The sequence below is a fragment of the Lysobacter sp. K5869 genome, assembly GCF_018847975.1.
GTDB lineage: Bacteria > Pseudomonadota > Gammaproteobacteria > Xanthomonadales > Xanthomonadaceae > Lysobacter.
The window spans coordinates 1,654,036-1,673,242 of sequence record NZ_CP072597.1 but is presented as its reverse complement, the minus strand read 5'-3'; the positions used below and the strand labels follow the sequence as shown (position 1 = coordinate 1,673,242).

Genomic DNA, 19,207 nt, shown 5'->3' with positions numbered 1-19,207 from the left:
CGGCCGCCGCCGACGAGGAGTACTTGTCGGCCCCCGCGCTGCCGATGGCGATGCAGACGCCTCCAACCAACACCGAACACTACGAAACCGTCGCACCCAACCCGATCCACCGCACCGCCGAGCAGCCGGTCTCGACCTTCTCCATCGACGTGGACACCGGCAGCTACGCCAACGTCCGGCGCATGCTCGCCGCCGGCGAACTGCCGCCCAAGGACGCGGTGCGGATCGAAGAAATGATCAATTACTTCGACTACGGCTACCCGCACCCCGAGTCGAAGGACGTGCCGTTCAAGGTCAGCACCGAACTGGCGCCGTCGCCGTGGAACGGCAAGCGCGTGCTGCTGCAGATCGGCATCCAGGGTTACGACGTCGAGCGCGAACAACTGCCGCCGGCGAATCTGGTGCTGCTGGCCGACACCTCCGGCTCGATGGACGAACCCGACAAGCTGCCGCTGCTCAAGCGCGCGTTCGCGCAACTGCTGCCGCAGCTGCGCGCGCAGGACCGCGTGTCGATCGTCGCCTACGCCGGCAGCGCCGGGCTGGTGCTGGCGCCGACGCCGGGCGATCACGGCGGCGAGATCATGGACGCGCTCGAACGCCTCAGCGCCGGCGGTTCCACCAACGGCGGCGAAGGCATCCAGCTCGCCTACGCCACCGCGCGTCAGGCCTATATCGACGGCGGCATCAACCGCGTGCTGCTGGCCACCGACGGCGATTTCAACGTCGGCGTGGCCGACCAGAAAGCGCTGGAGACCTTGGTCGCCGATCAGCGCAAGAGCGGCATCGCCCTGAGCACGCTGGGCTTCGGCACCGGCAACTACAACGACGCGATGGCCGAGCGGCTGGCCGACGTCGGCAACGGCAACCACGCCTACATCGACAGCGCGCTGGAAGCGCAGAAGGTCTTGGTCGAGGAAATGGGTTCGACCCTGATGACCATCGCCGGCGACGTCAAGGTGCAGGTCGAGTTCAATCCGGCGACGGTCGCCGAATACCGTTTGATCGGTTACGAAAACCGCCTGCTCAAGCGCGAGGACTTCAACAACGACAAGGTCGACGCCGGCGAGATCGGCGCGGGCCACGACGTCACCGCGCTGTACGAGCTGGCCCTGGTCGGTTCCGGCGGCGAAGCCAGCGATCCGCTGCGCTACGCCAAGGACGAAGCGGCCAAGCCGGCCGCGGGCGTCAAGCCCGACGAACTGGCGCTGCTCAAGCTGCGCTACAAGCGTCCCGGCGAAGCGCAGAGCCGTCTGATCGAAGCGCCGCTGATGCGCGGCGACATCGCCGCCCAGCCGGGCGAGCGCATGCGCTTCGCCGCGGCGGTGGCCGGTTTCGGCGAAATGCTGCGCGGCGGCGAGCACCTCGGCGCGGACTTCGGCTGGGACGGCGTGATCGATCTGGCCCGCAGCGCGCGCGGCGACGACCGCAACGGCTATCGCGGCGAGTTCGTGCAGTTGGCGCAGACCGCGCGCAGCTTGCAGGCCAAGGCGCCGGGGCGCGGGCAAGTCGCGGCCGGCGGCGAATGACGCGCTGATCCGCGTTTGAGCTGTCGCAAAAAGAAAGCGGCGCGGGCCCGAGGCCCGCGCCGCTTTCGTTTCGTCGTGTCGCGCGCTTACGCCGCGGCTTCGCGCTTATGGAAGCCCAGCGCGTAGAACAGCACCGTCAACAGGATCAGGAACGCCGGCCCGATCACCAGGGCCACGCGGGTGTCGGGGAAGATCGCCATCAGCACGACCACCAGCACCAGGAACGCCAGCGCCACCCACGAGCCGAGCGGATACAGCGGCGCCTTGAACGCCAGCGCGTCGCGCTCGGCGGCGCTGAGGCGGGCGCGGAACTTCATGTGCGACACCAGGATCACGCCCCAGGTCCAGATCGCGCCGAAGGTGGCGATGGAGGTGACCCACACGAACACCTTGGCCGGGGCCAGATAATTCGCCGCCACGCCGAACAGCAGCGCCACCACCGACACCAGGATCGCCGCGCGCGGCACGCCGCCGGGCGAGGTGCGGGCGAACAGCGCCGGCGCCTGCTTCTGCTGGGCGAGGTTGTAGAGCATGCGCCCGGTGCTGAAGATGCCGCCGTTGCACGAGGACAGCGCCGCGGTCAGGACCACGAAGTTGATGATGCCGGCGGCCTCGCGGATGCCCAGGCGCTCGAAGGTCAGCACGAACGGGCTGCCGGTGGTGCCCAGCTCGTTCCACGGGTACAGCGACAGGATCACGAACAGCGCGCCGACGTAGAAGATCACGATGCGCCAGAACACCGAGTTGATCGCATCGGGAATCGACTTGGCCGGATTGGCCGCCTCGCCCGCGGTCAGGCCGATCATCTCCACGCCTAGGTAGGCGAACATCACCATCTGCAGCGACATCAGCACGCCCTGCGCGCCGTTGGGGAAGAAGCCGCCGTGGCTCCACAAGTTGGAGATGCCGGTGGCGACGCCGCCGTTGCCCAGGCCGAACACGATCATCGCCAAGCCGCCGAGGATCATCGCGACGATGGTCACCACCTTGATCATCGCGAACCAGAACTCGAATTCGCCGTAGGCCTTGACCGTGATCAGGTTGACCGAGCCCATCGCCACCAGCGCGGCCAGCGCCCAGGCCCATTGCGGCGAACCGGGGAACCACACTTGCATGTAGACGCCGACCGCGGTGATCTCGGCCACGCAGGTCACCAGCCACAGGAACCAGTAGTTCCAGCCGGTCAGATAGCCCGGCAGCGGGCCGAGGTAGTCGCGCGCGTAGCGGCTGAAGGAGCCGGCGACCGGGTTGTGCACGGCCATCTCGCCGAGCGCGCGCATGATGATGAAGATCGCGCCGCCGCCGAGCAGATAGGCCAGCAGGATGCCGGGGCCGGCGAGCTTGATCGCGTTGGCCGAGCCCAGGAACAGGCCGACGCCGATCGCGGCGCCCAGCGCCATCAGGCGGATATGCCGCTCGCTGAGGCCGCGATGGAGTTGCTGGTGATCGTTGGACATCCGCGGTCGCTCCGGCTGCGGCCCGGCGCGACGACCGCGCTGCGCTCAGCGCGGCCGGACCAGGATCGGCGCAGCATACTCCGGGCGTCGGGTATACGGCAGGGTCGGCAAGTCTCGGAACAACGCTTTTGGGCGCCGCTCCCGCCGATGCGAGAGAGAACCCCCGGGACTTTCAGCTCTTGAGCTTGTAGCCGGTGCGGAAAATCCACCACACCGCGATCAGGCACAGCAGCATGAAGCCCGCCGTCATGCCCACGCTCAAGCCGATGTCCACGTCCGACTTGCCGTAGAAGCTCCAGCGGAACCCGTTGACCAGATACACCACCGGATTGAACAGCGACACCGAGCGCCAAAACGGCGGCAGCATGTCGATGGAGTAGAAGCTGCCGCCGAGGAAGGTCAGCGGCATCACCACCATCATCGGAATCATCTGCAGCTTCTCGAACCCGTCGGCCCACACGCCGATGATGAAGCCGAACAGGCTGAAGGTGACCGCGGTCAGCACCAGGAACACCACCATCCACAGCGGATGGACGATGTCGAAATCGACGAAGAAGCGCGCGGTGATCAGCATCAGCGTGCCCAGGATCACCGACTTGGTCGCCGCCGCGCCGACGTAGCCGCAGATCGCCTCGACGAAGGACACCGGCGCCGACAGCAGTTCGTAGATCGTGCCCGACCACTTGGGCAGATAGATGCCGAACGACGCGTTGGAGATGCTCTCGGTCAGCAGCGACATCATGACCAGACCCGGCACGATGAAGGCGCCGTAGCGGATGCCGTCGATCTCGACCATGCGCGAACCGATCGCCGAGCCGAACACGATGAAGTACAGCGAGGTCGACAGCACCGGCGTGGCGATGGATTGCATCAAGGTGCGGAAGGTGCGGTGCATCTCGAAGAAATAGATCGCCTTGATCGCATGCAGGTTCATGCCCGCGCCTCCCCCGCCGCGCGCGGCGTCTTGACCAAGCTGACGAAAATCTCTTCCAGCGAGCTTTGCTCGGTGCGCAAGTCCTTGAACTCGATCCCGTGCTCGGCCAGCCGCTTGAGCAGCGCGGCGATGCCGGTGTCCTCGGCCTGCGCGTCGAAGGTGTAAACGAGCTCGCTGCCGTCGGCCGACAAACTCAAGGCCTCGCTCGCCAGCCCATCCGGCAGCGCGCTCAGCGGCGCCTGCAACTGCAGGGTCAACTGCTTCTTGCCGAGCTTGCGCATCAGCGCGCGGGTCTCCTCGACCAGCACGATCTCGCCTTTATTGATGACGCCCACACGGTCGGCCATTTCCTCGGCCTCCTCGATGTAGTGCGTGGTCAGGATGATGGTGACGCCGCTCTCGCGCAGGCGCGACACCATCGCCCACATCTCGCGGCGCAGCTCCACGTCGACGCCGGCGGTGGGCTCGTCTAGGAACAAGATGCGCGGCTCGTGCGACAGCGCCTTGGCGATCAGCACCCGCCGCTTCATGCCGCCGGACAGCGCCATGATCTTTTCGCCGCGCTTGTCCCACAGCGACAGCTCGCGCAGCAGCTTTTCCAGGTACGCGGCGTTGGGCGGCTTGCCGAACAGGCCGCGGCTGAAGCGCACCGTGTCCCACACCGTCTCGAACGCGTCGGTGTGCAGCTCTTGCGGCACCAGCCCGATCGACGAACGCGCGGCGCGGTAGTCGCGCACGATGTCGTGGCCGTCGGCCAGCACCCGCCCCTCGCCGGGATTGACGATGCCGCAGACGATGCTGATCAGCGTGGTCTTGCCGGCGCCGTTGGGGCCGAGCAAGGCGAAGATCTCGCCGCGGCGGATGTCCAGGTCGACGCGCTTGAGCGCCTGGAACCCGCCGGCGTAGGTCTTGGTCAGGCCTTGGATGGAGACGATGGCGTCGCCGGTGCGGGCGGGCGACGCGGACGGGGCGGACGATTCGGGCGGCATGGCGGCTCCGCGTAGGCCGCGCGACGCGCGCGCGGCGGTGGCTGTGGCGAAACGCCGGAACGGCGGTCGCTGCGATGGTAACGGCGCTTGCGCGCGAAAACCGCCGGATCGCGCAACGGACCCTGCGCGTACATGCAACGCCGCCCGCGCGCGCCGGCGCGGGCGGTTCGCGCTCAGCGCTCGGCCAGGTACGCGTCCACGCGCTCGAACGAATCGCTCCAACCCGGCACGATCCCTTGCTCCTGCGCGTGCTCGCGCTCGCCGCGGTCGGGGAACACGATGGCCACCGTCAGCAGCGTCTCTTCCGGCCCGATCTCGGCGAAATCGACCGTCACCTCCGAAGGCTGCGGCGCGCGCTCGTCGTCCCAATCGTCGGTGTAGACCAGCCGCTCGGGTTCGACGATCTGCCGGTACAGCCCCTTGATCGGATACTCCGCGCCGTCCGGCCCGACCATGCAGATGCGGAACTGCCCGCCCACGCGCACGTCCATCTGCCGCACCACGCTGCGGAACCCGTGCGGGCCCCACCAGCGCGCGATGTGGACCGGATCGGTCCAGGCCAGGAACACCAGATCGCGCGGGGCGTGGATGATGCGTTGCAGGGTGATGCTGCGCTCTTCGATACGGTGGGTCGTGCGCGCGGGCGCCACCGCGAGCGTGCTGGAACCGTCGGACGTCATGTCGGAACTCCTGAGCGAGGAAACGCCGCGCCGCGGCCTCCCGTGGCGGCGCAAAGCGGGCTTTGCGCGACACCGGGAAGACACCGTAGCCGGGCGGCACGGACCGAAAGAATTGGATCGATCTTTATGTGCTGCTGTAGTAGTTAACCGGTTGGGAAACTACCGCCGGGATCACGCTCCGTCAAGGCAGCCGCGAACAGCTTGCACGCGCGCATCCCACCGGATGAGACGCGCGCCGACGCAAGAACGTGACACGGCCTCAGGCGCGCGGCGCGGGCCGCCGCGGCCGCTTCGGGCCGGGCGCGGAATGGCGGCCTTGCGCGTCGTCGATCTGATCGATCCAGCCCGCGCGCGAGCCGGCGAACGCATCCGCATACGGCACATACGGTTTGATATCGAGCACCGGCGTGCCGTCGAGCAGATCGACCCCGCGCAGCACCAGCGCGCCGGCCTCCACCCGCACCAACTCCACCGCCGACAAGCCCAGCGGATTGGGCCGGTGCGGCGAACGCGTCGCCAGCACCCCGCGCTTGGGCCCGCCGCGCGGCGGTTTGACCTGCGCGTTCCAGCCCTGGCTGCGGTCGAACGCGAAGATCAGCCAGATCCGCTCGAACCCGGCCAGATCGGCGTAGGCCGCCGGCGGCAGATCGGCGACGAACTCCAGCCGCGCCTCGACCGCCTCGCCGCTCTCGGTCCCCGCCACCACCGTGGATTGGTGCGGCGCGTCGATGCGCTGGGCGTAAGGCGAGCGCAGATAGGCGATGGGGCGGCAGACGAACTCGGCGGACATCGTGGTTTCGCAAGCGGAACGGGAGGTGGAAGGAGCCGGTGCCCGGTGCTCGGGCTTCGACGGCGCCATAGTCCCATGGCATCGCCCGCGGACGAAACGAAAAGCGCCGGGCGGACGCCTGCGCGGACGGACAATCGCCGCCCGCCCTGAATCCGCATGCGTTTTGTCACTGCATCGCCCCGCGCCGATGGCGCTATCCTGCCGGCCGAACGCCCGCCCCCGCTGCCGAGGTCTCGAATGAAGTACCTGGTCATGATCTACAACGACGACGAGCTGATCGAAGCGCTGCCCGACGGCGAGTACGCGACGATGATGCGCGGCTGCATCCGCCACGCCGACGAGCTGCGCGAAGACGGCACGCTCAAGGATTCGCAGATGCTGGCGCCGCCGGCGCAAGCGGTCTCGCTGCGCACCCGCGGCGGCCGCACCACCTTCCTCGACGGCCCCTTCGCCGAAGCCAAGGAGTACCTGGGCGGCTTCAATCTGATCGAAGCGGCCGACATGGACGAGGCCGTGCGCATCGCCCAGCAGTTCCCGTGGAGCCGCACCGGCCGGATCGAAGTGCGCCCGGTGGTGGATTTCGGCGAAGTGCGCGAGCAATTCGCCGACTGAGCGGCCGGGCGCGCCGCGCCCGCCCCCGTTGCGCGCATCAGGACGTTGCAAGCGCCATCCGCCGCGGCCGCCGGCCGCGGCGCCCTCGCTCCGACCAAGGACGATCCCGCATGAAAACGCCGTTCGCCGCCGGCCTCGTCGCCGCGGCGCTGTTCGCCTCCGTTGCCACGCCGGCCCGCGCAGCGACGCCGGCCGCGCCCGCCGCGCCGCCCGCGGCGGCGGCCGCCACGACCCTCCCAGCCTTCGCCAGCGAACGCGACTTCCGCCAAGCGCTCGCGCGCCTGAAGCGGCGCGCCCGCCACGCCGAGTCGGGACAAGTCGCCCCGGCCGCACTCGCCCCGCCGGAGCAAACCAAGGCATTGAACGAAAGCACCGCGCTGGACCGCATCGAGGTCACCGGCTCGCGCATCCAGTCGCCGGCCGCCGCCAACGCCAACGCCATCACCAACGTCCAGACCCAAGGCGTGGACGAAGGCGACATCGTCAAGAAGCACGGCGACTACCTGATCGTCCTGCGCCGCGGCCGCTTGTTCGTCCTCGACACCGGCGGCGACGGCCTGCGCGCGGTGTCCTCCATCGACACCTTCGCGCCCGGCTCCGATCCCAAACACACCTGGTACGACGAAATGCTCGTCGCCGACGGCACCGTGGCGGTGATCGGCTACAGCTACGAACGCGGCGGCACCGAAATCGGCCTGTTCGACCTGCAACGCGGCGGCGCGTTGCGCTACCGCGCCACCTACCAGCTGCGCAGCAACGACTACTACTCGGCCGACAACTACGCCAGCCGCCTGATCGGCAAGACCCTGGTCTTCTACGCGCCGATGTCGCTCGAGAATTACTGGACCGACCAACCCGACGACCATCTGCCGGCGCTGCGGCAATGGCACCGCGGCGCGACGCCGGCCGAGTTCCGCCGCATCCTGCCCGCCACGCGCATCTACGACTCGCCCGGCCCGGTCGGCCCCAACGACCTCACGCTGCACGCGGTGACTACGTGCGAACTCGGCGGCCCGCGCATGCTTTGCCGCTCCAGCGCCGTGCTCGGCCCGAGCAGCCGCGTGTTCTACGTGTCCGAAGACGCCGTCTACGTCTGGACCTCGCGCCTGCCCGCCTCCAAGAAGCCCGAGCGCCCCAACGCCGCGGTGCTGCGCCTGCCGCTCGACGGCAGCGCGCCCAGCGCCTTGCGCGCCACCGGCTCGCCGGTCAACCAGATGTCGTTCCTGCAGCGCGACGGCTGGCTCAACGTGCTGGTCGGCAACGACGCGAAAGGCGAGGCGATGTGGGCCGCGCGCACGCATCCGGGCGACCTCGCGCTGCTGCGCGTGCGCCTGAGCGAGTTCGGCGACGGCCGCGGCATCGCCCGCCGCGACGCCTACCGCGCGCTGCCGCAAGCCAACACCAACGGCTACGACATGCAATCGCGCTTCATCGGCGATTGGCTGGTGTACGGCTTCGGCGCCTATTGGGGCGACTACGGGCTCGACAACCCCAACGCGGCCTACGCCCTGCGCTATGCCCGGCACGAGCCGGTCGCCCGGGTGCCGCTGACGCACTCGGCCGAACGCATCGACGCGCTCGGCCAGGACGCGATCCTGATCGGCATCGGCCTCAACGGGGGCGAGTCCGAGAACGACCTGCATTTCAGCAGCCTGCGCCTGAGCGGCACGCCGCGCATCGCCGGCCACTATCTGCAACCCAACGCCTACCAAGACGACGGGCGCACCCACGGCTTCTCCTACCGCGCCGACGATGCCGACAACGGCCTGCTCGGCCTGCCGGTGATCGACGAAAACGGCGAGAACGGCGGCAACGCCCGCGTGCTGTTCCTGCGCAACCAGCGCCTCACCCTGAGCGCGGCCGGCGCGCTGGCGTCGAACGCCGACGGCGCGGCCCGCCGCGACGACGGCTGCGTGGTCAGCTGCGTGGATTGGTACGGCAACGCCCGGCCGATCTTCGCCGGCCGCCGCGTCTACGCCCTGCTCGGCTACGAACTGGTCGAAGGCCGACGCGACGGCGACCGCGTCGTCGAACGGCGGCGCGTGGATTTCGCGCCGAAGGCCAACGTCGCGCACTGAACGCGGCGGCCGCGCGAGCGCGCTGTCCGCTTCCCGTCCCCCGCCGCGTTGGCGCGGGGACGGGGGATGCAATGAATCGAATCCATCAGTGGAGCCGCCGCGCCGCGTTGAGCGCGGCGATCGCGGCCTTGCTCGCGGCCGCGCCGCCGCCCGCGACCGCGCACGGCGGCGGGCTGGACAAGCAAGGCTGCCACCACGACCGCAAGCGCGGCGGCTATCACTGCCATCGCGCGCCAGAGTCGGCCGCCGGCCTGGGCTGGGCGCCGTCGCGGCGTTCCAGCCCGCCGCCGCGGCGCGCGTATCGACCGGCCGCGCGCGACGCGGCGGCGTCGTTCGGCCCCTCCGCCGAAGCCTATTACCCCAATTGCAGCGCCGCCCGCGCCGCCGGCGCGGCGCCGATCCTGCGCGGCGACCCCGGCTATTCGCGCCGCCTGGACCGCGACGGCGACGGCCGCGCCTGCGAATGACGCCATCGCGAACGGCCCCAGCCCGCATCGCGGCGGCCATCGTGAACTGCCGCCAACGCGGCCCCGCCCGCACTGGCCCGCGGCACGGCGCAGGCGGAGAATCGGTGCCCTACCCCACCCTGCGGAGAACGCCATGAAACTGCGGACCGCACTGCTGACCCTGGCCACCGCCGCCGTCCTGGCGAGCGGCGCGGCCGGCGCCAAGTCCCGCACCGTCACCGACCCCGACGCACCGCGCGCGCTGCCCGAACAAGGCGCCGTCGACGTGCGCTGGGACAACCCCGAGCAATTCACCGAAATCCGCCAAAGCCGCAACCGCTTCGAAGCGCGCCGCGGCAACTGGGTCGAGCAACTCGCCCAGCACGTGCGCAAGCGCAGCGAGCGGCAACTGGCGCCGGGCCAGCGCCTGAGCGTGGAGATCACCGACATCAAGCGCGCCGGCGACTTCGAGCCCTGGCACGGCCCGCAGTTCGACGACACCCGCTTCGTCCGCGACATCTACCCGCCGCGCATCGACCTGAAATTCACCCTCAGCGACGCCAACGGCCAAACGATCGAGCAAGGCCAACGCACCCTGCGCGACCTGAGCTTCCTGATGGGCGCGCGCACCGCCACCCAGAACGATCCGCTGCGCTACGAGAAGCGGCTGATCGACGATTGGGTGTATCGCGAGTTCAAGCCCGACGCGCGCAGCGCGTCGCGCTGAGGCGGTTCGGTCTTCCTCGGAACGTCTCCTGCAAAACGAAAGGCCCCGCCGAAGCGGGGCCTTTTTTCATCCGGCGAGGCGGCGGTCGCGGAAGGACCGTCCGACCCGCCGCCGCGCGATCTCAGGCCTGCGCGTCGCCCGGCACCGCATTGGGATCCATGTGGAAGATCTCCCAAGTGTTGCCGTCCAGATCGTCGTACGCGCGCTGATACATGAAACCGTAATCCTTCGGCTCGTGCGCCTTGGCGCCGGCCGCGACCGCCTTGTCCGCCAGCGCATCGACCTCCGCGCGGCTGCCCAGCGGCAGCGCCACCAGCGTCTGCACCTGACGCTGCGGATCGATCAGCTCCTTCTGGGTGAAGGTCTGAAAGAACGGCCGCACCAGCAGCATCGCGAACAGATTCTCGCCGAGCAGCATGCAGGTCGCGTTCTCGTCGGTGAACTGCGGGTTGAAGCTGTAGCCGAGCTTCGTGAAGAAGGCGACCGAGCGGTCGAGGTTCTGCACCGGCAGGTTGACGAACAGTTGGGCGTGGGTGGTCATGGCATTGCTCCGAATGGGGTTGGGTAAGGGGTCGGCGGGCGGCGGAACGGGGTCCGTTCCCGCCTGCTCATGACAACGACGAGCCAGGATCGCAGGAATCGACACGGTCGGCGAAAAAATTTTTAGCCGGCTTCGGCGACCCGCCCGGGGCGCCCTGCCCCATCCCGCGAACGCTCGGTCAAACCAAGGCGGGGACGCGCGTGGCCATCAACTCCGCCCAACGCGCGAGCAGCAGATCGGTATACGGCTCCGCACCGATGTCGTAAGCCCCCAACGCATAACCGTCGTTGGCCTCGACCAGCGCGGTGCGGCCGTCGTCGAGCACGCCGAAATCGATGCCGTAAGCGGCCGGCGCCTCGCCGCTGTCGCGATACGCCCGCAACGCTTCGGCGATGCTGCGCTCGCACGGGCGCAGCGCCGGATCTCCGTGGTAGTGATCCAACGCGACCACCGTCTCGCCGATCACATAAGCACGGAACTCGGACCGCCAACGCACCGACTCCGAGCACCACACCGTCTGCCGGCGCGAGGCGCCGCCGAGGTAGTACAGATCGCCGGGATGGTCGAACACGCGCCCGGTGAACGTCTTCAGCCGCTCGGCCGGCTTGACGAACAAGCCGCCGCGCGCGCCCTCGGACACCCAGGCCTCCACCGCGCCCAGCGTCTCGCGCCAGACCTTTCGCCGCAGCCACGGCCGCAACGCCGCCGGGTAATCGTTCGGGGCCGGCACCGGGATGCCCAACTGCTTCATCGCCCCTTGCACGCAGGGCGCCGTGCCCATCACGAAGCAGGTCTCGTCCAGCGGCAGCGCGCGCCGCTCGATGTGCTTGCGCCGATAGCGCCGCACCTCGATCCCGCGCCGCGCCAAGGCCTCGGCGGCCAAACGCTCCTCGTGTTCGAGGTCGTTGCCGCGCTGCTCGATATAGGCGATGCGGAACACGCGGCGACACCGAGACGGGGAAGGAACCGGCAGTGTAGCCAGCGCGCCCTTCCCTGGGTAAAGCGGCCGCCCCGACAACGGGACGACCGCCGGGCGAAGCATCAATCCTTATCGACCCCAACGATGCGCCCATCCGCCGGGTCCAGCTTGAGCTTCACATCGCGCCCGCCCGGGTCCTCGGCCTTGGCCCGCCACAGCCCACCCCGGTAGTCGACATCGTGGACGCCGGTGTAGCCCGCGGCCGACAGCGTCGCGCGGATGTCGCGCTTGCTCAGCTGCGCGACTTGTTCGTTGGGATAGATGCGGCCGTCGCGCGGGTCCAACGCCACCTGCACGCGGTTGCCGTCGGCGCTGCGCGCGTCCGCGCGCCACACGCCGCCGGCGAAATCCAGATCGTTGACATGGGTGTAGCCGTGCTCGGCCAAGCGCTCGCGCGCTTCGTGTTCGGTCAATCCGCGCGTCTGGGTTTGCGCGTCAACCGCCGGCGACGCGGCGCACGCCGCCAAGGCCAGCGCCAACAGGTATCGCTTCATGAGCCTGCTCCTGCGGGGGTGGGGTTCCGATTCTCGATGCGCGGCGGGAACCGCCGATGAACATCGCCGCATTCATCGCCAACGCGAAAACCGCCGCCCGAAACTGCGTTCGCGACCCCGCGGTTTTCGCTTTCGCCCGCGCCCGCCTCACCGGCCGATAACGGTCCGATCACCTCGCCTGCACCGCGCGGGGCTGGCCGCCGCCCCTGCGCCTCGCCGATAATCGCGCCCACCCTAGTCTCGCCGCCTCCGCGGCGGGCTCGCGCCAGGAGGCCGGTGTTGTCCATCCAGTGTCGCAACTGCCAACGGCCCATCGGCCCCGGCGACTGGCGCTGCCCGCATTGCGGCATGCCGCTGCCGGCCGGCGGCAAGGCGCGGACTTGGCGCTTTTGGCGCGACACGCCCCTGGCCCGGCGCATGATCCCGATCATCGCCGCGTTCGCGATCACCTGGTACGTGATGTCGCTGGCCTACGACGACGTCACCAATTACATCGCGGTGCGCGCCAAGGCCCGCACCGACGCCGCCGACAGCCGCGAACTGCTGCTGCGCGAACAGCAACGCCTCAACCAGCCCGACGGCAGCGAGAACCTCGCCGCGCCGCTGCCGAACAAAACCACCGCGCTGCCACCGGCGCGCACGCCCAAGGCGATGATGGCCGGCATCGCCACGATCATGCGCGAAGTCGGCGACCGCAGCCGCTACCGTCAGGCCCAGGTCGAACAGCGCATCGACGGCCTGCACCTGGAAAACCAACTGCTGCCCGAAACCTTGCTCGGCGCCCAAGGCACCCTGGCCGGCCGGCTGGCCAACCGCCAATACGTCGAGCTGCTCAACTACTCGCAATCGATCAAGCGCGCCAGCCAGATCGACGCCGCCCGCCGCCTCGGCGCGCTGGTCGGCGAAGGCCCCGACGGCCGCGCGATCCTGATCGAATTCGGCCGCAACCTCGCCCGCGAAAGCGAGGAAGACGCCGCGCTGATGGCCAACCGCCGCGCCACCATCGACAAGATCGAAAAGGTCTACGACCTCGCCGACGCGCAGCGCCAGCACATCGACCTGAGCGACGACGGCAGCCTGGTGTTCGCCGATCCCAAGCTCGGTGAGCAGTACAACCGCCTGATCGGCGACATCGACCTGCTGATCCAGCAGCGCCAGCGCATCGACATCCAGCGGCAGGCGCGGACGAAGGCGGCGTTGGACGAGATCGAGAAGATCCGGCCCTGATGCCCGGCGCGCCGGCGCCTCACGCGCTGGCCGCTGCGGCCGTCATCGCCGATACTCGCCGCAGGAGCGTAGCGGAAGGGGCCGCGGCGCGGTGCAAGGGGAACACAGGATGTTCGAAGCATTCGTTCGCGAGCGGCGCAGCGCGCGTTCGCGCCTCGCCGCTCAGCGCGGCCAGAGCCAGGTGTGGCTGGTGTGGGGCGTTTTCGCCGGGCTGTTGATCGTCGTCGGGCTGTTCGGCTTGGGCGCCTACATCGGCTTCAAGCGCCACCAGGACACCCAGAAAGAACTGCAGGCGCTGCGCGACACCGGCCATGAGCTGATCGAACAGCAGCGACGCCTCGTCGACGGCAAGCCCGGCGACGCGTCGGCCGCACCGGCGCCCAAGGCCGGCGCGACCGTGCCCGCACGCAACGAAGCCGAGATGCTGCGCGGCTTCAACGCCGCCTTGCGCGAAATCGGCGCGCGCAATTACCAGACGCAAACGCAGATCGCCGCCGAGGTCGAAAAGCTGAATCTGCCGCAAGTGCTGGCGCCGGAACGGCTGACCAGCGCCCAGGGCCGTCGGGAAAGCCGCGCGACGGTGCAAAGCTACCTGCAACTGGTCGAACGATCCGTCGCCGATGGCCGCCGATCGCGCGCCGAACTGCGCGGACGCGTCGAAATCCTGGTGAGTCGCCTGACCAACGGCTCGCGCCTGCTGGACCAGTACGACAAATCGGTCTCCAGCCGGACCGATCTGGAAGAACAAACCCTGCGCAACCAGCGCCAATCCGCCGAGCTGTTGCTGCAGGCGGTCGAACTGATCGAACGCGCTGGCCAGCGCGTGCAGAACGAGAACGGCCAGTTGGTGTTCGCCGACCAGCGCGCCCTGGACCGCTACAACGCGATCATCGAACGCATCCAGGCGGCCGGCCGCGAAGAACAACAGCTGATGCGGCGCGCGCAAACGCTGCTTAACCAAGCCCAAGCGGCGTTCGACAAAGTCGAGCGGTGAACACGGTGGCGGGCGCGATGACACCTCGTCCGCCATTTCGATCGACAACGCTCGCCCTACCCGGTGGGGTTCAGGCGATCGCCGAAAAGCTCAACCCAGCGTAAGCGACGTTCGACTCAGGACGCGGCCATAACGATCAAACGTTGCCCACAGCGCAGATGGCGGCCACCGCCCCAGCGGTCCTGATCGCTCAGCGAGAAGCTGATGCCGCAGTACGCGCATCGCAGCAATCCCGCTACTGGTTGCTCCACCGCCACCGGCGCCAGATCGCGCGCCGGCCAAGCCAGTTCGCGCCGCAACCATGCAATCCGGCTGGCGGCTTCAGCGCGGGCGGTTTCCAGACTATCGAAACGCGAAGCGTTTTGACTGCGACAACGCCAGCCTCCGATTCCGTCGGGATCCGACTCCCGATAGCCGTAGCTTCCATCGCCGCGGCGCACGAACTCGACCGATCCGCAGCCATCGGCGGCATCCACTCGGTCGAGAATTTCCACCCCGCTCACGACTCGCCCGCCATCTCGATCAACTTAGCCACCGTATTGAGATTCCGCGCCGTCCCCGCCTTCGCCGCCGGGATGACCAGCCGGGAATCGGCCATCCCATCGCCGTAATGCACATAGATCTCGCGCTCGCCGAGCGCGATCTCTTCGTCCTTGCGGTGCTTCGCCGCATCCAACGCATCCGCCGGCGGCGCCGCGTCGAGAAAGATCAACACCGCGCGGTTCGGCGCGGCCTGCGCGAACGGATTGGCCGCCAAGGCCTTCGCCATCTCGTCCGCCGTGCGCACCACCGCGCCGACCGGCTTGCCGGCGTACTCGTGCAACGCGCCTTCGAGCGCCGCCTTGGCCTTGGCCGCGCTCAAGCTCGTGCGGAACACCACGTTGCCGCTGGCGATGTAGGTGCGCACGTCCTCAAACCCGAGCGACTCGCACATCGCGCGCAGATCGGCCATCGGCAGCTTGCCGGTGCCGCCGACGTTCACGGCGCGCAACAAAGCGATGAAGGTGCGAACGGCGGGCATGGGCACGGCTCCGGGACGAAGGCCGCCATTTCAGAACAGCGCGCGCCGCGGCGCAAGCGCCGTCAGTGATGCCCGGCTTCGATCAACCCCGATTCCAGCAACTGCGCCGACAAGCGATCGCGCACCTCCGGCGGTACGCCGTCGATGATCAGCACCAAGGTGTGGAACTGCGGATTCGGATGCGCGGTGTCGAAGGTGTGGCCGATGCGATGGCGATCCGCGTCGCCGCCCACCTCGACCAGCCAGCCCGCGATGGCGTCGCAGGCGTCGTCGAACTTGCCGGCGCCGAAGCGCGCCTCGATCCGGTGCAAAGGCAGGCGGAATACGGCCATGGCGGAACCCTCGAGGGACGCTGCGCCTACTTCAGCGCATCCGCGCGGCCGCGGCAAGATGGCGGCGACCGGCGGGCTTTGGCAGACTGGCTCTCGCAGGCTCACGGACGAATCTCAGGGGACGAGGCGATGAAGACGTTGCGATTGATGGCGGCACTGGCTCTGCTGTCGCTGGCGCCCGCGGCAGCGGCGTGCATCAACACCGTCGGCACCGACTACACCGGCCGCAAGTTCCATCCGAACTGGTATATCGGCACCGAGCTGACCTCCAGCATGCGGCCGTACAAAGTCGGGCCCGACGATATCTGGGTCAAGCACACCATCGAACGGGCGCTCAAATCGCCCGGCTTCGACACCCTCAACGACCTCGGCGTCGTCCTGATCCGCCAGGGCAAGTATTCGCGCGCCATCGAACACTTCCTCACCGTCGAACGGCTGTTCCCGGGCCACGCGCAGACCGCCGCGAACCTCGGCACCGTGCTCGAACTCAGCGGCCACGACCGCGTCGCGCTGCGCTGGATCCGCATCGGCATGAAGCGCGATCCCAACGAGCACTACCGCACCGAGTGGCTGCACGCGCGAATTCTCGAAGCAAAAGCCGAGATGGCGACCGACCCGAACTATTTGAAAGGACGCTCCATCGCCGGCGTCAGTTTCTCCGATGACGTGGTGCCGCCGCTGCCGACCAAGCTGCCGGCGGGCAACGACGGCCGCCCCGTCGCGCTGTGGCAACTCAACTTCGCTCTCAGCTACCAACTTTCCGAACGCACCACCTTCGTCGCCGCACCCGATCCGGTGGTGGCGAATCTATTGATGGATTGGGCGACGTTGAATCTGGCCGGCGGCCCGGTCGAAAACGCCGCCGCGCTGTACGATCTGGCCGTGCGCTACGGCGCGCCGCGCGATGCGCTGATGGATCGGCGGCAGGCGCATGTGCGCGAGGTGCTGGCCAAGGCCGACAAAGAACCCAAGCCCGCGGACATCGCCTGCGGAATCTGCGAGCCGCCGCCTGAAGCGCCTCCGGCGCCTCCGAAGCGCTAACCCGCTTCCACCACACCTTCGCCAGTGCATTCTTCGCAGCGCTCGAACACAGCCCAGCGCTCCTCGCCGCGAGAATGCTCGCGGCAGATTCCGATCGCGCGCTTGAGCGCCGCCGTATCGGTCATGCGCGTCGATTCTACTGATACGCCGCCCTTATCGGCCATGCGCCGCAGGCGGCCATATCGAACGTATCAAGCCTCGCGCCTCGATTCCCAGCGCAGGCGCAGCTCCTGGTAAGCCTTCAACGCTTCGGCGAATCCGGCGCCATCGTTGGTCGCAAGAAAAATCTTCAGCGCATCGTTGCGCCGCTCCTCGCACACCGCGCGCACCAAATCCGGAGAAACGTAACGGTCTCGGATTACCCCAAGATTCGGTACGTCCGGTTCCCAATCGCCCCAGTCGAGCGTGCGCGACCAGTCGCCCCAACGGCTGCGCTGGTAGTTGCAGACCGCCAGCGTCGCGTCCAGATGCTCGCAACCCAGGCATTTCCCTGGCACGTAGCCGCCCGCCTGCGTAGCCGTCGCCAGGATCCGCACCGGCGCGCCAGACCCGGGCACCGGACACGGCCCATGATCCAATGCGAGATAGCCCGCCACCTGGTCGATGGCGCGCGTGCATTCGCCTTCCAGCATGAAATAGCAACGCCGGCACTTCTGCGGAACCGCACCGTGGGTGGCGAAATGGGCGTACGGCACGGGCTCCACCGGCCCCTGCACCGTGCAACGCGGAAATGCCTTCCACCACATGCGCACGTCCCCTAAAGCGTCTGCGCTGTTACCAGATCAAATCGTCCGGCACCTGAAACTGCGCGTAGTACGCGTCGTCCTCGCTCAGCTCCTGCGCCGCGGCCATCGGCTTGACGCTGTGATCGAGCACCACCATCGCCGCATCGCGCTCGCGCACCTTCTCCGCCGCCGCGCGCGGGATCAGTTCGTAATCGTCGCCGTGACGCACGATCGCCAACGCGCCGCCAGCGAGCTGCGTGCGCAGCGCCGCATCGACATACAACGTCCTGATCGCCTCGCCGTCGTTGAAGCGATAGGCGATCTCGCCCTTCCGCTTGACCTTGTTCTGCTCGACGATCTGATGCACCTGCGCCCGCGCCTCATGCGCGCGCGCCTGCGCCTTGCGCTCGGCCTCCAGCGCGCGGTCGCGTTCGACCTTTTCGGCGCGGGCGCGTTCGGCCTCGGCCTGTTCGGCGCTGGGCGCCTGCGGGTTCTTGGACTGGCGCTGCTTGTTCTGCTCGCGCACGGCCTGGGTGGCCTGGGACTTCTTCGCCAGGCCGGCCTTGAGCAGCTGTTCTTGTAGGGGATTTCGCATACGCCGCAGTCTAGTACGGCGGCCCGGCGCGCCGGAAGCGCCCGGCGCGGGGCGTCAGCGCCGGCGCGGGCCTTTGGGGAACAGTTCGCGCTGCAACCGGGCCAGGGTCGCGCGTTGCCGGTCCTCCGGCAGCAGCCCGAAGGCCAGCACCATCTGGGCCAGGACGTCGGTGTCGGTGAACAGGTAGGCCATCGGCACCTGCAGTTCGTGGGCGATGCGCTGGATCGCGGCGATGTCTAGGGTGTCGTCCGGGCGCAGGTAGCGGGCGAAGCGGGCCTTGGCGAGGTCGGTGATTGGAGCGGCGTCCATGCATGCCTCCTTCAATTACATGCTCGAATCGAGCACGCCCGAATTTTCGTTTATCGAAAATTCCATGTCAACGTTTTTAAGAGGACAATTTCGACGGCGTTATACAAACTTCCTTTATGGATACTTTTGGCTCAAGGCTGCGGTCACTCCGGGAAAGGCGCGGATGGTCCCAAGAAAAGCTCGGTTTCGAGCTTGAGGTCTCATCCGCCACGGTTTCCAAATGGGAAACCAACAGGGGAGAACCAAATCTTCGGCATCTCGAAGGGTTCCTTCGCATATTCGCGAAGGACGGAATGACACTCGACTGGCTGATCGCCGGCAAAGGTGCTGGAAATTCGGTGACTAAAAAGCCACGCACCAGCGCGGAAAACCTGGCCCGCACGGCCGAGACACAAGACGAGCAACTGCTGTTGCTGCGCTATCGCGAACTCTCGGCCAAAAAGCGCAAGATGCTGCTCGGCTTGATCGAAGACTGAGCCTCGCCGCCTAAAACCTCTCAGCCGGCCGCTCGCGAAACTGGCGCCGGCTCTGACGCGCACACGGTGCCAGCACACCGCTTTGCGTTCGCCAGCGTCTTCGCGCCCTGGCAATGCCATCCGGGCACACCTTCACCCAAACCGCTCAAATCCGCGCCGTTTTTCTCGATAAGCCACCAATTGGCTGGAGAAATAACGCCTTGAAGCCCAGCGCCCGTTTGCGCATTGTGGGCG

Annotated in this window: 24 protein-coding genes; 9 read left to right on the top strand and 15 right to left on the bottom strand. The window is 68.2% G+C overall.

Going from position 1 to position 19,207, the window contains the following annotated elements; all coding sequences use genetic code 11:
- The first annotated feature begins 44 nt into the window (after positions 1-44).
- Positions 45-1,526: a VWA domain-containing protein gene (locus J5226_RS07110; RefSeq protein WP_255323093.1), complete on the top strand. Its 1,482-nt coding sequence runs from the start codon at positions 45-47 to the stop codon at positions 1,524-1,526.
- A gap of 86 nt (positions 1,527-1,612) precedes the next feature.
- Here the strand turns inward: J5226_RS07110 and J5226_RS07105 are convergent, their stop codons facing one another.
- The 5 genes from J5226_RS07105 to tsaA form a co-directional block, all read right to left on the bottom strand.
- Complete coding sequence (locus J5226_RS07105) at positions 1,613-2,983, bottom strand: amino acid permease (protein ID WP_215839137.1); 1,371 nt, start codon at positions 2,981-2,983, stop codon at positions 1,613-1,615.
- Between the two features lie 172 nt (positions 2,984-3,155).
- Entirely contained in the window at positions 3,156-3,917 is a 762-nt protein-coding gene (locus J5226_RS07100; protein ID WP_215839136.1) for an ABC transporter permease, read from the bottom strand.
- Positions 3,914-4,906 carry an ABC transporter ATP-binding protein gene (locus J5226_RS07095; protein ID WP_215839135.1) on the bottom strand — a complete coding sequence of 331 codons (993 nt, stop codon included), beginning with the start codon at positions 4,904-4,906 and terminating at the stop codon, positions 3,914-3,916. Before J5226_RS07095 ends, J5226_RS07100 begins: the two co-directional genes overlap by 4 nt.
- Before the next feature lie 173 nt (positions 4,907-5,079).
- Positions 5,080-5,586 (bottom strand): SRPBCC domain-containing protein, encoded by a 507-nt coding sequence (locus J5226_RS07090; protein ID WP_215839134.1) that lies wholly within the window; start codon positions 5,584-5,586, stop codon positions 5,080-5,082.
- Between the two features lie 259 nt (positions 5,587-5,845).
- The gene (gene tsaA, locus J5226_RS07085) at positions 5,846-6,376 is read right to left on the bottom strand and encodes a tRNA (N6-threonylcarbamoyladenosine(37)-N6)-methyltransferase TrmO (RefSeq protein ID WP_215839133.1); all 531 of its coding nucleotides are present in this window, start codon (positions 6,374-6,376) and stop codon (positions 5,846-5,848) included.
- Positions 6,377-6,613: 237 nt separating this feature from the next.
- Between tsaA and J5226_RS07080 the strand changes: the two genes are divergently transcribed.
- From J5226_RS07080 to J5226_RS07065, 4 genes are all read left to right on the top strand, one after another.
- Positions 6,614-6,988: a YciI family protein gene (locus J5226_RS07080; RefSeq protein WP_215839132.1), complete on the top strand. Its 375-nt coding sequence runs from the start codon at positions 6,614-6,616 to the stop codon at positions 6,986-6,988.
- A gap of 110 nt (positions 6,989-7,098) precedes the next feature.
- The gene (locus J5226_RS07075; protein ID WP_215839131.1) at positions 7,099-9,066 is read left to right on the top strand and encodes a beta-propeller domain-containing protein; all 1,968 of its coding nucleotides are present in this window, start codon (positions 7,099-7,101) and stop codon (positions 9,064-9,066) included.
- A gap of 71 nt (positions 9,067-9,137) precedes the next feature.
- Positions 9,138-9,533 (top strand): excalibur calcium-binding domain-containing protein, encoded by a 396-nt coding sequence (locus tag J5226_RS07070; protein ID WP_215839130.1) that lies wholly within the window; start codon positions 9,138-9,140, stop codon positions 9,531-9,533.
- A gap of 133 nt (positions 9,534-9,666) precedes the next feature.
- Positions 9,667-10,239, top strand: coding sequence for a DUF3016 domain-containing protein (locus tag J5226_RS07065; RefSeq protein WP_215839129.1), 573 nt, complete (start codon positions 9,667-9,669; stop codon positions 10,237-10,239).
- Positions 10,240-10,360: 121 nt separating this feature from the next.
- Here J5226_RS07065 and J5226_RS07060 read toward each other — a convergent pair whose 3' ends face one another.
- The 3 genes from J5226_RS07060 to J5226_RS07050 all read right to left on the bottom strand — a co-directional run bounded on the left by J5226_RS07060 (position 10,361) and on the right by J5226_RS07050 (position 12,253).
- On the bottom strand, positions 10,361-10,780 hold the full coding sequence (locus J5226_RS07060; RefSeq protein ID WP_215839128.1) for a VOC family protein: 420 nt from the start codon (positions 10,778-10,780) through the stop codon (positions 10,361-10,363).
- 178 nt (positions 10,781-10,958) lie between these two features.
- The gene (locus J5226_RS07055) at positions 10,959-11,720 is read right to left on the bottom strand and encodes an ATP-grasp domain-containing protein (protein WP_215839127.1); all 762 of its coding nucleotides are present in this window, start codon (positions 11,718-11,720) and stop codon (positions 10,959-10,961) included.
- Between the two features lie 101 nt (positions 11,721-11,821).
- Positions 11,822-12,253, bottom strand: coding sequence for a PepSY domain-containing protein (locus J5226_RS07050; RefSeq protein WP_215839126.1), 432 nt, complete (start codon positions 12,251-12,253; stop codon positions 11,822-11,824).
- Between the two features lie 279 nt (positions 12,254-12,532).
- Between J5226_RS07050 and J5226_RS07045 the strand changes: the two genes are divergently transcribed.
- Together J5226_RS07045 and J5226_RS07040 are read left to right on the top strand one after the other, a co-directional pair.
- On the top strand, positions 12,533-13,480 hold the full coding sequence (locus J5226_RS07045; RefSeq protein WP_215839125.1) for a hypothetical protein: 948 nt from the start codon (positions 12,533-12,535) through the stop codon (positions 13,478-13,480).
- Between the two features lie 109 nt (positions 13,481-13,589).
- Positions 13,590-14,474: a DUF3053 family protein gene (locus tag J5226_RS07040; protein WP_215839124.1), complete on the top strand. Its 885-nt coding sequence runs from the start codon at positions 13,590-13,592 to the stop codon at positions 14,472-14,474.
- Between the two features lie 116 nt (positions 14,475-14,590).
- Here the strand turns inward: J5226_RS07040 and J5226_RS07035 are convergent, their stop codons facing one another.
- From J5226_RS07035 to J5226_RS07025, 3 genes are all read right to left on the bottom strand, one after another.
- Positions 14,591-14,977 carry a hypothetical protein gene (locus J5226_RS07035; protein ID WP_215839123.1) on the bottom strand — a complete coding sequence of 129 codons (387 nt, stop codon included), beginning with the start codon at positions 14,975-14,977 and terminating at the stop codon, positions 14,591-14,593.
- Positions 14,974-15,495: a DUF1697 domain-containing protein gene (locus J5226_RS07030; protein WP_215839122.1), complete on the bottom strand. Its 522-nt coding sequence runs from the start codon at positions 15,493-15,495 to the stop codon at positions 14,974-14,976. Before J5226_RS07030 ends, J5226_RS07035 begins: the two co-directional genes overlap by 4 nt.
- Positions 15,496-15,557: 62 nt before the next feature.
- Complete coding sequence (locus J5226_RS07025) at positions 15,558-15,827, bottom strand: hypothetical protein (protein WP_215839121.1); 270 nt, start codon at positions 15,825-15,827, stop codon at positions 15,558-15,560.
- A gap of 147 nt (positions 15,828-15,974) precedes the next feature.
- Here J5226_RS07025 and J5226_RS07020 point away from each other — a divergent pair, with 147 nt between their 5' ends.
- Positions 15,975-16,868 carry a hypothetical protein gene (locus tag J5226_RS07020; protein WP_215839120.1) on the top strand — a complete coding sequence of 298 codons (894 nt, stop codon included), beginning with the start codon at positions 15,975-15,977 and terminating at the stop codon, positions 16,866-16,868.
- Here the strand turns inward: J5226_RS07020 and J5226_RS25350 are convergent.
- The 4 genes from J5226_RS25350 to J5226_RS07005 all read right to left on the bottom strand — a co-directional run bounded on the left by J5226_RS25350 (position 16,865) and on the right by J5226_RS07005 (position 18,497).
- On the bottom strand, positions 16,865-16,993 hold the full coding sequence (locus tag J5226_RS25350; RefSeq protein WP_255323018.1) for a hypothetical protein: 129 nt from the start codon (positions 16,991-16,993) through the stop codon (positions 16,865-16,867). The genes J5226_RS07020 and J5226_RS25350 overlap by 4 nt on opposite strands.
- 66 nt (positions 16,994-17,059) lie before the next feature.
- On the bottom strand, positions 17,060-17,614 hold the full coding sequence (locus tag J5226_RS07015) for a hypothetical protein (protein ID WP_215839119.1): 555 nt from the start codon (positions 17,612-17,614) through the stop codon (positions 17,060-17,062).
- Positions 17,615-17,642: 28 nt separating this feature from the next.
- Entirely contained in the window at positions 17,643-18,188 is a 546-nt protein-coding gene (locus J5226_RS07010; RefSeq protein WP_215839118.1) for a DUF2058 domain-containing protein, read from the bottom strand.
- Between the two features lie 54 nt (positions 18,189-18,242).
- Positions 18,243-18,497 carry a hypothetical protein gene (locus J5226_RS07005; protein WP_215839117.1) on the bottom strand — a complete coding sequence of 85 codons (255 nt, stop codon included), beginning with the start codon at positions 18,495-18,497 and terminating at the stop codon, positions 18,243-18,245.
- Positions 18,498-18,613: 116 nt separating this feature from the next.
- Between J5226_RS07005 and J5226_RS07000 the strand changes: the two genes are divergently transcribed.
- A complete protein-coding gene (locus J5226_RS07000) occupies positions 18,614-18,973 on the top strand; it encodes a helix-turn-helix transcriptional regulator (RefSeq protein WP_215839116.1) in 360 nt (119 codons plus the stop codon).
- The last annotated feature ends 234 nt before the right edge of the window (positions 18,974-19,207 follow it).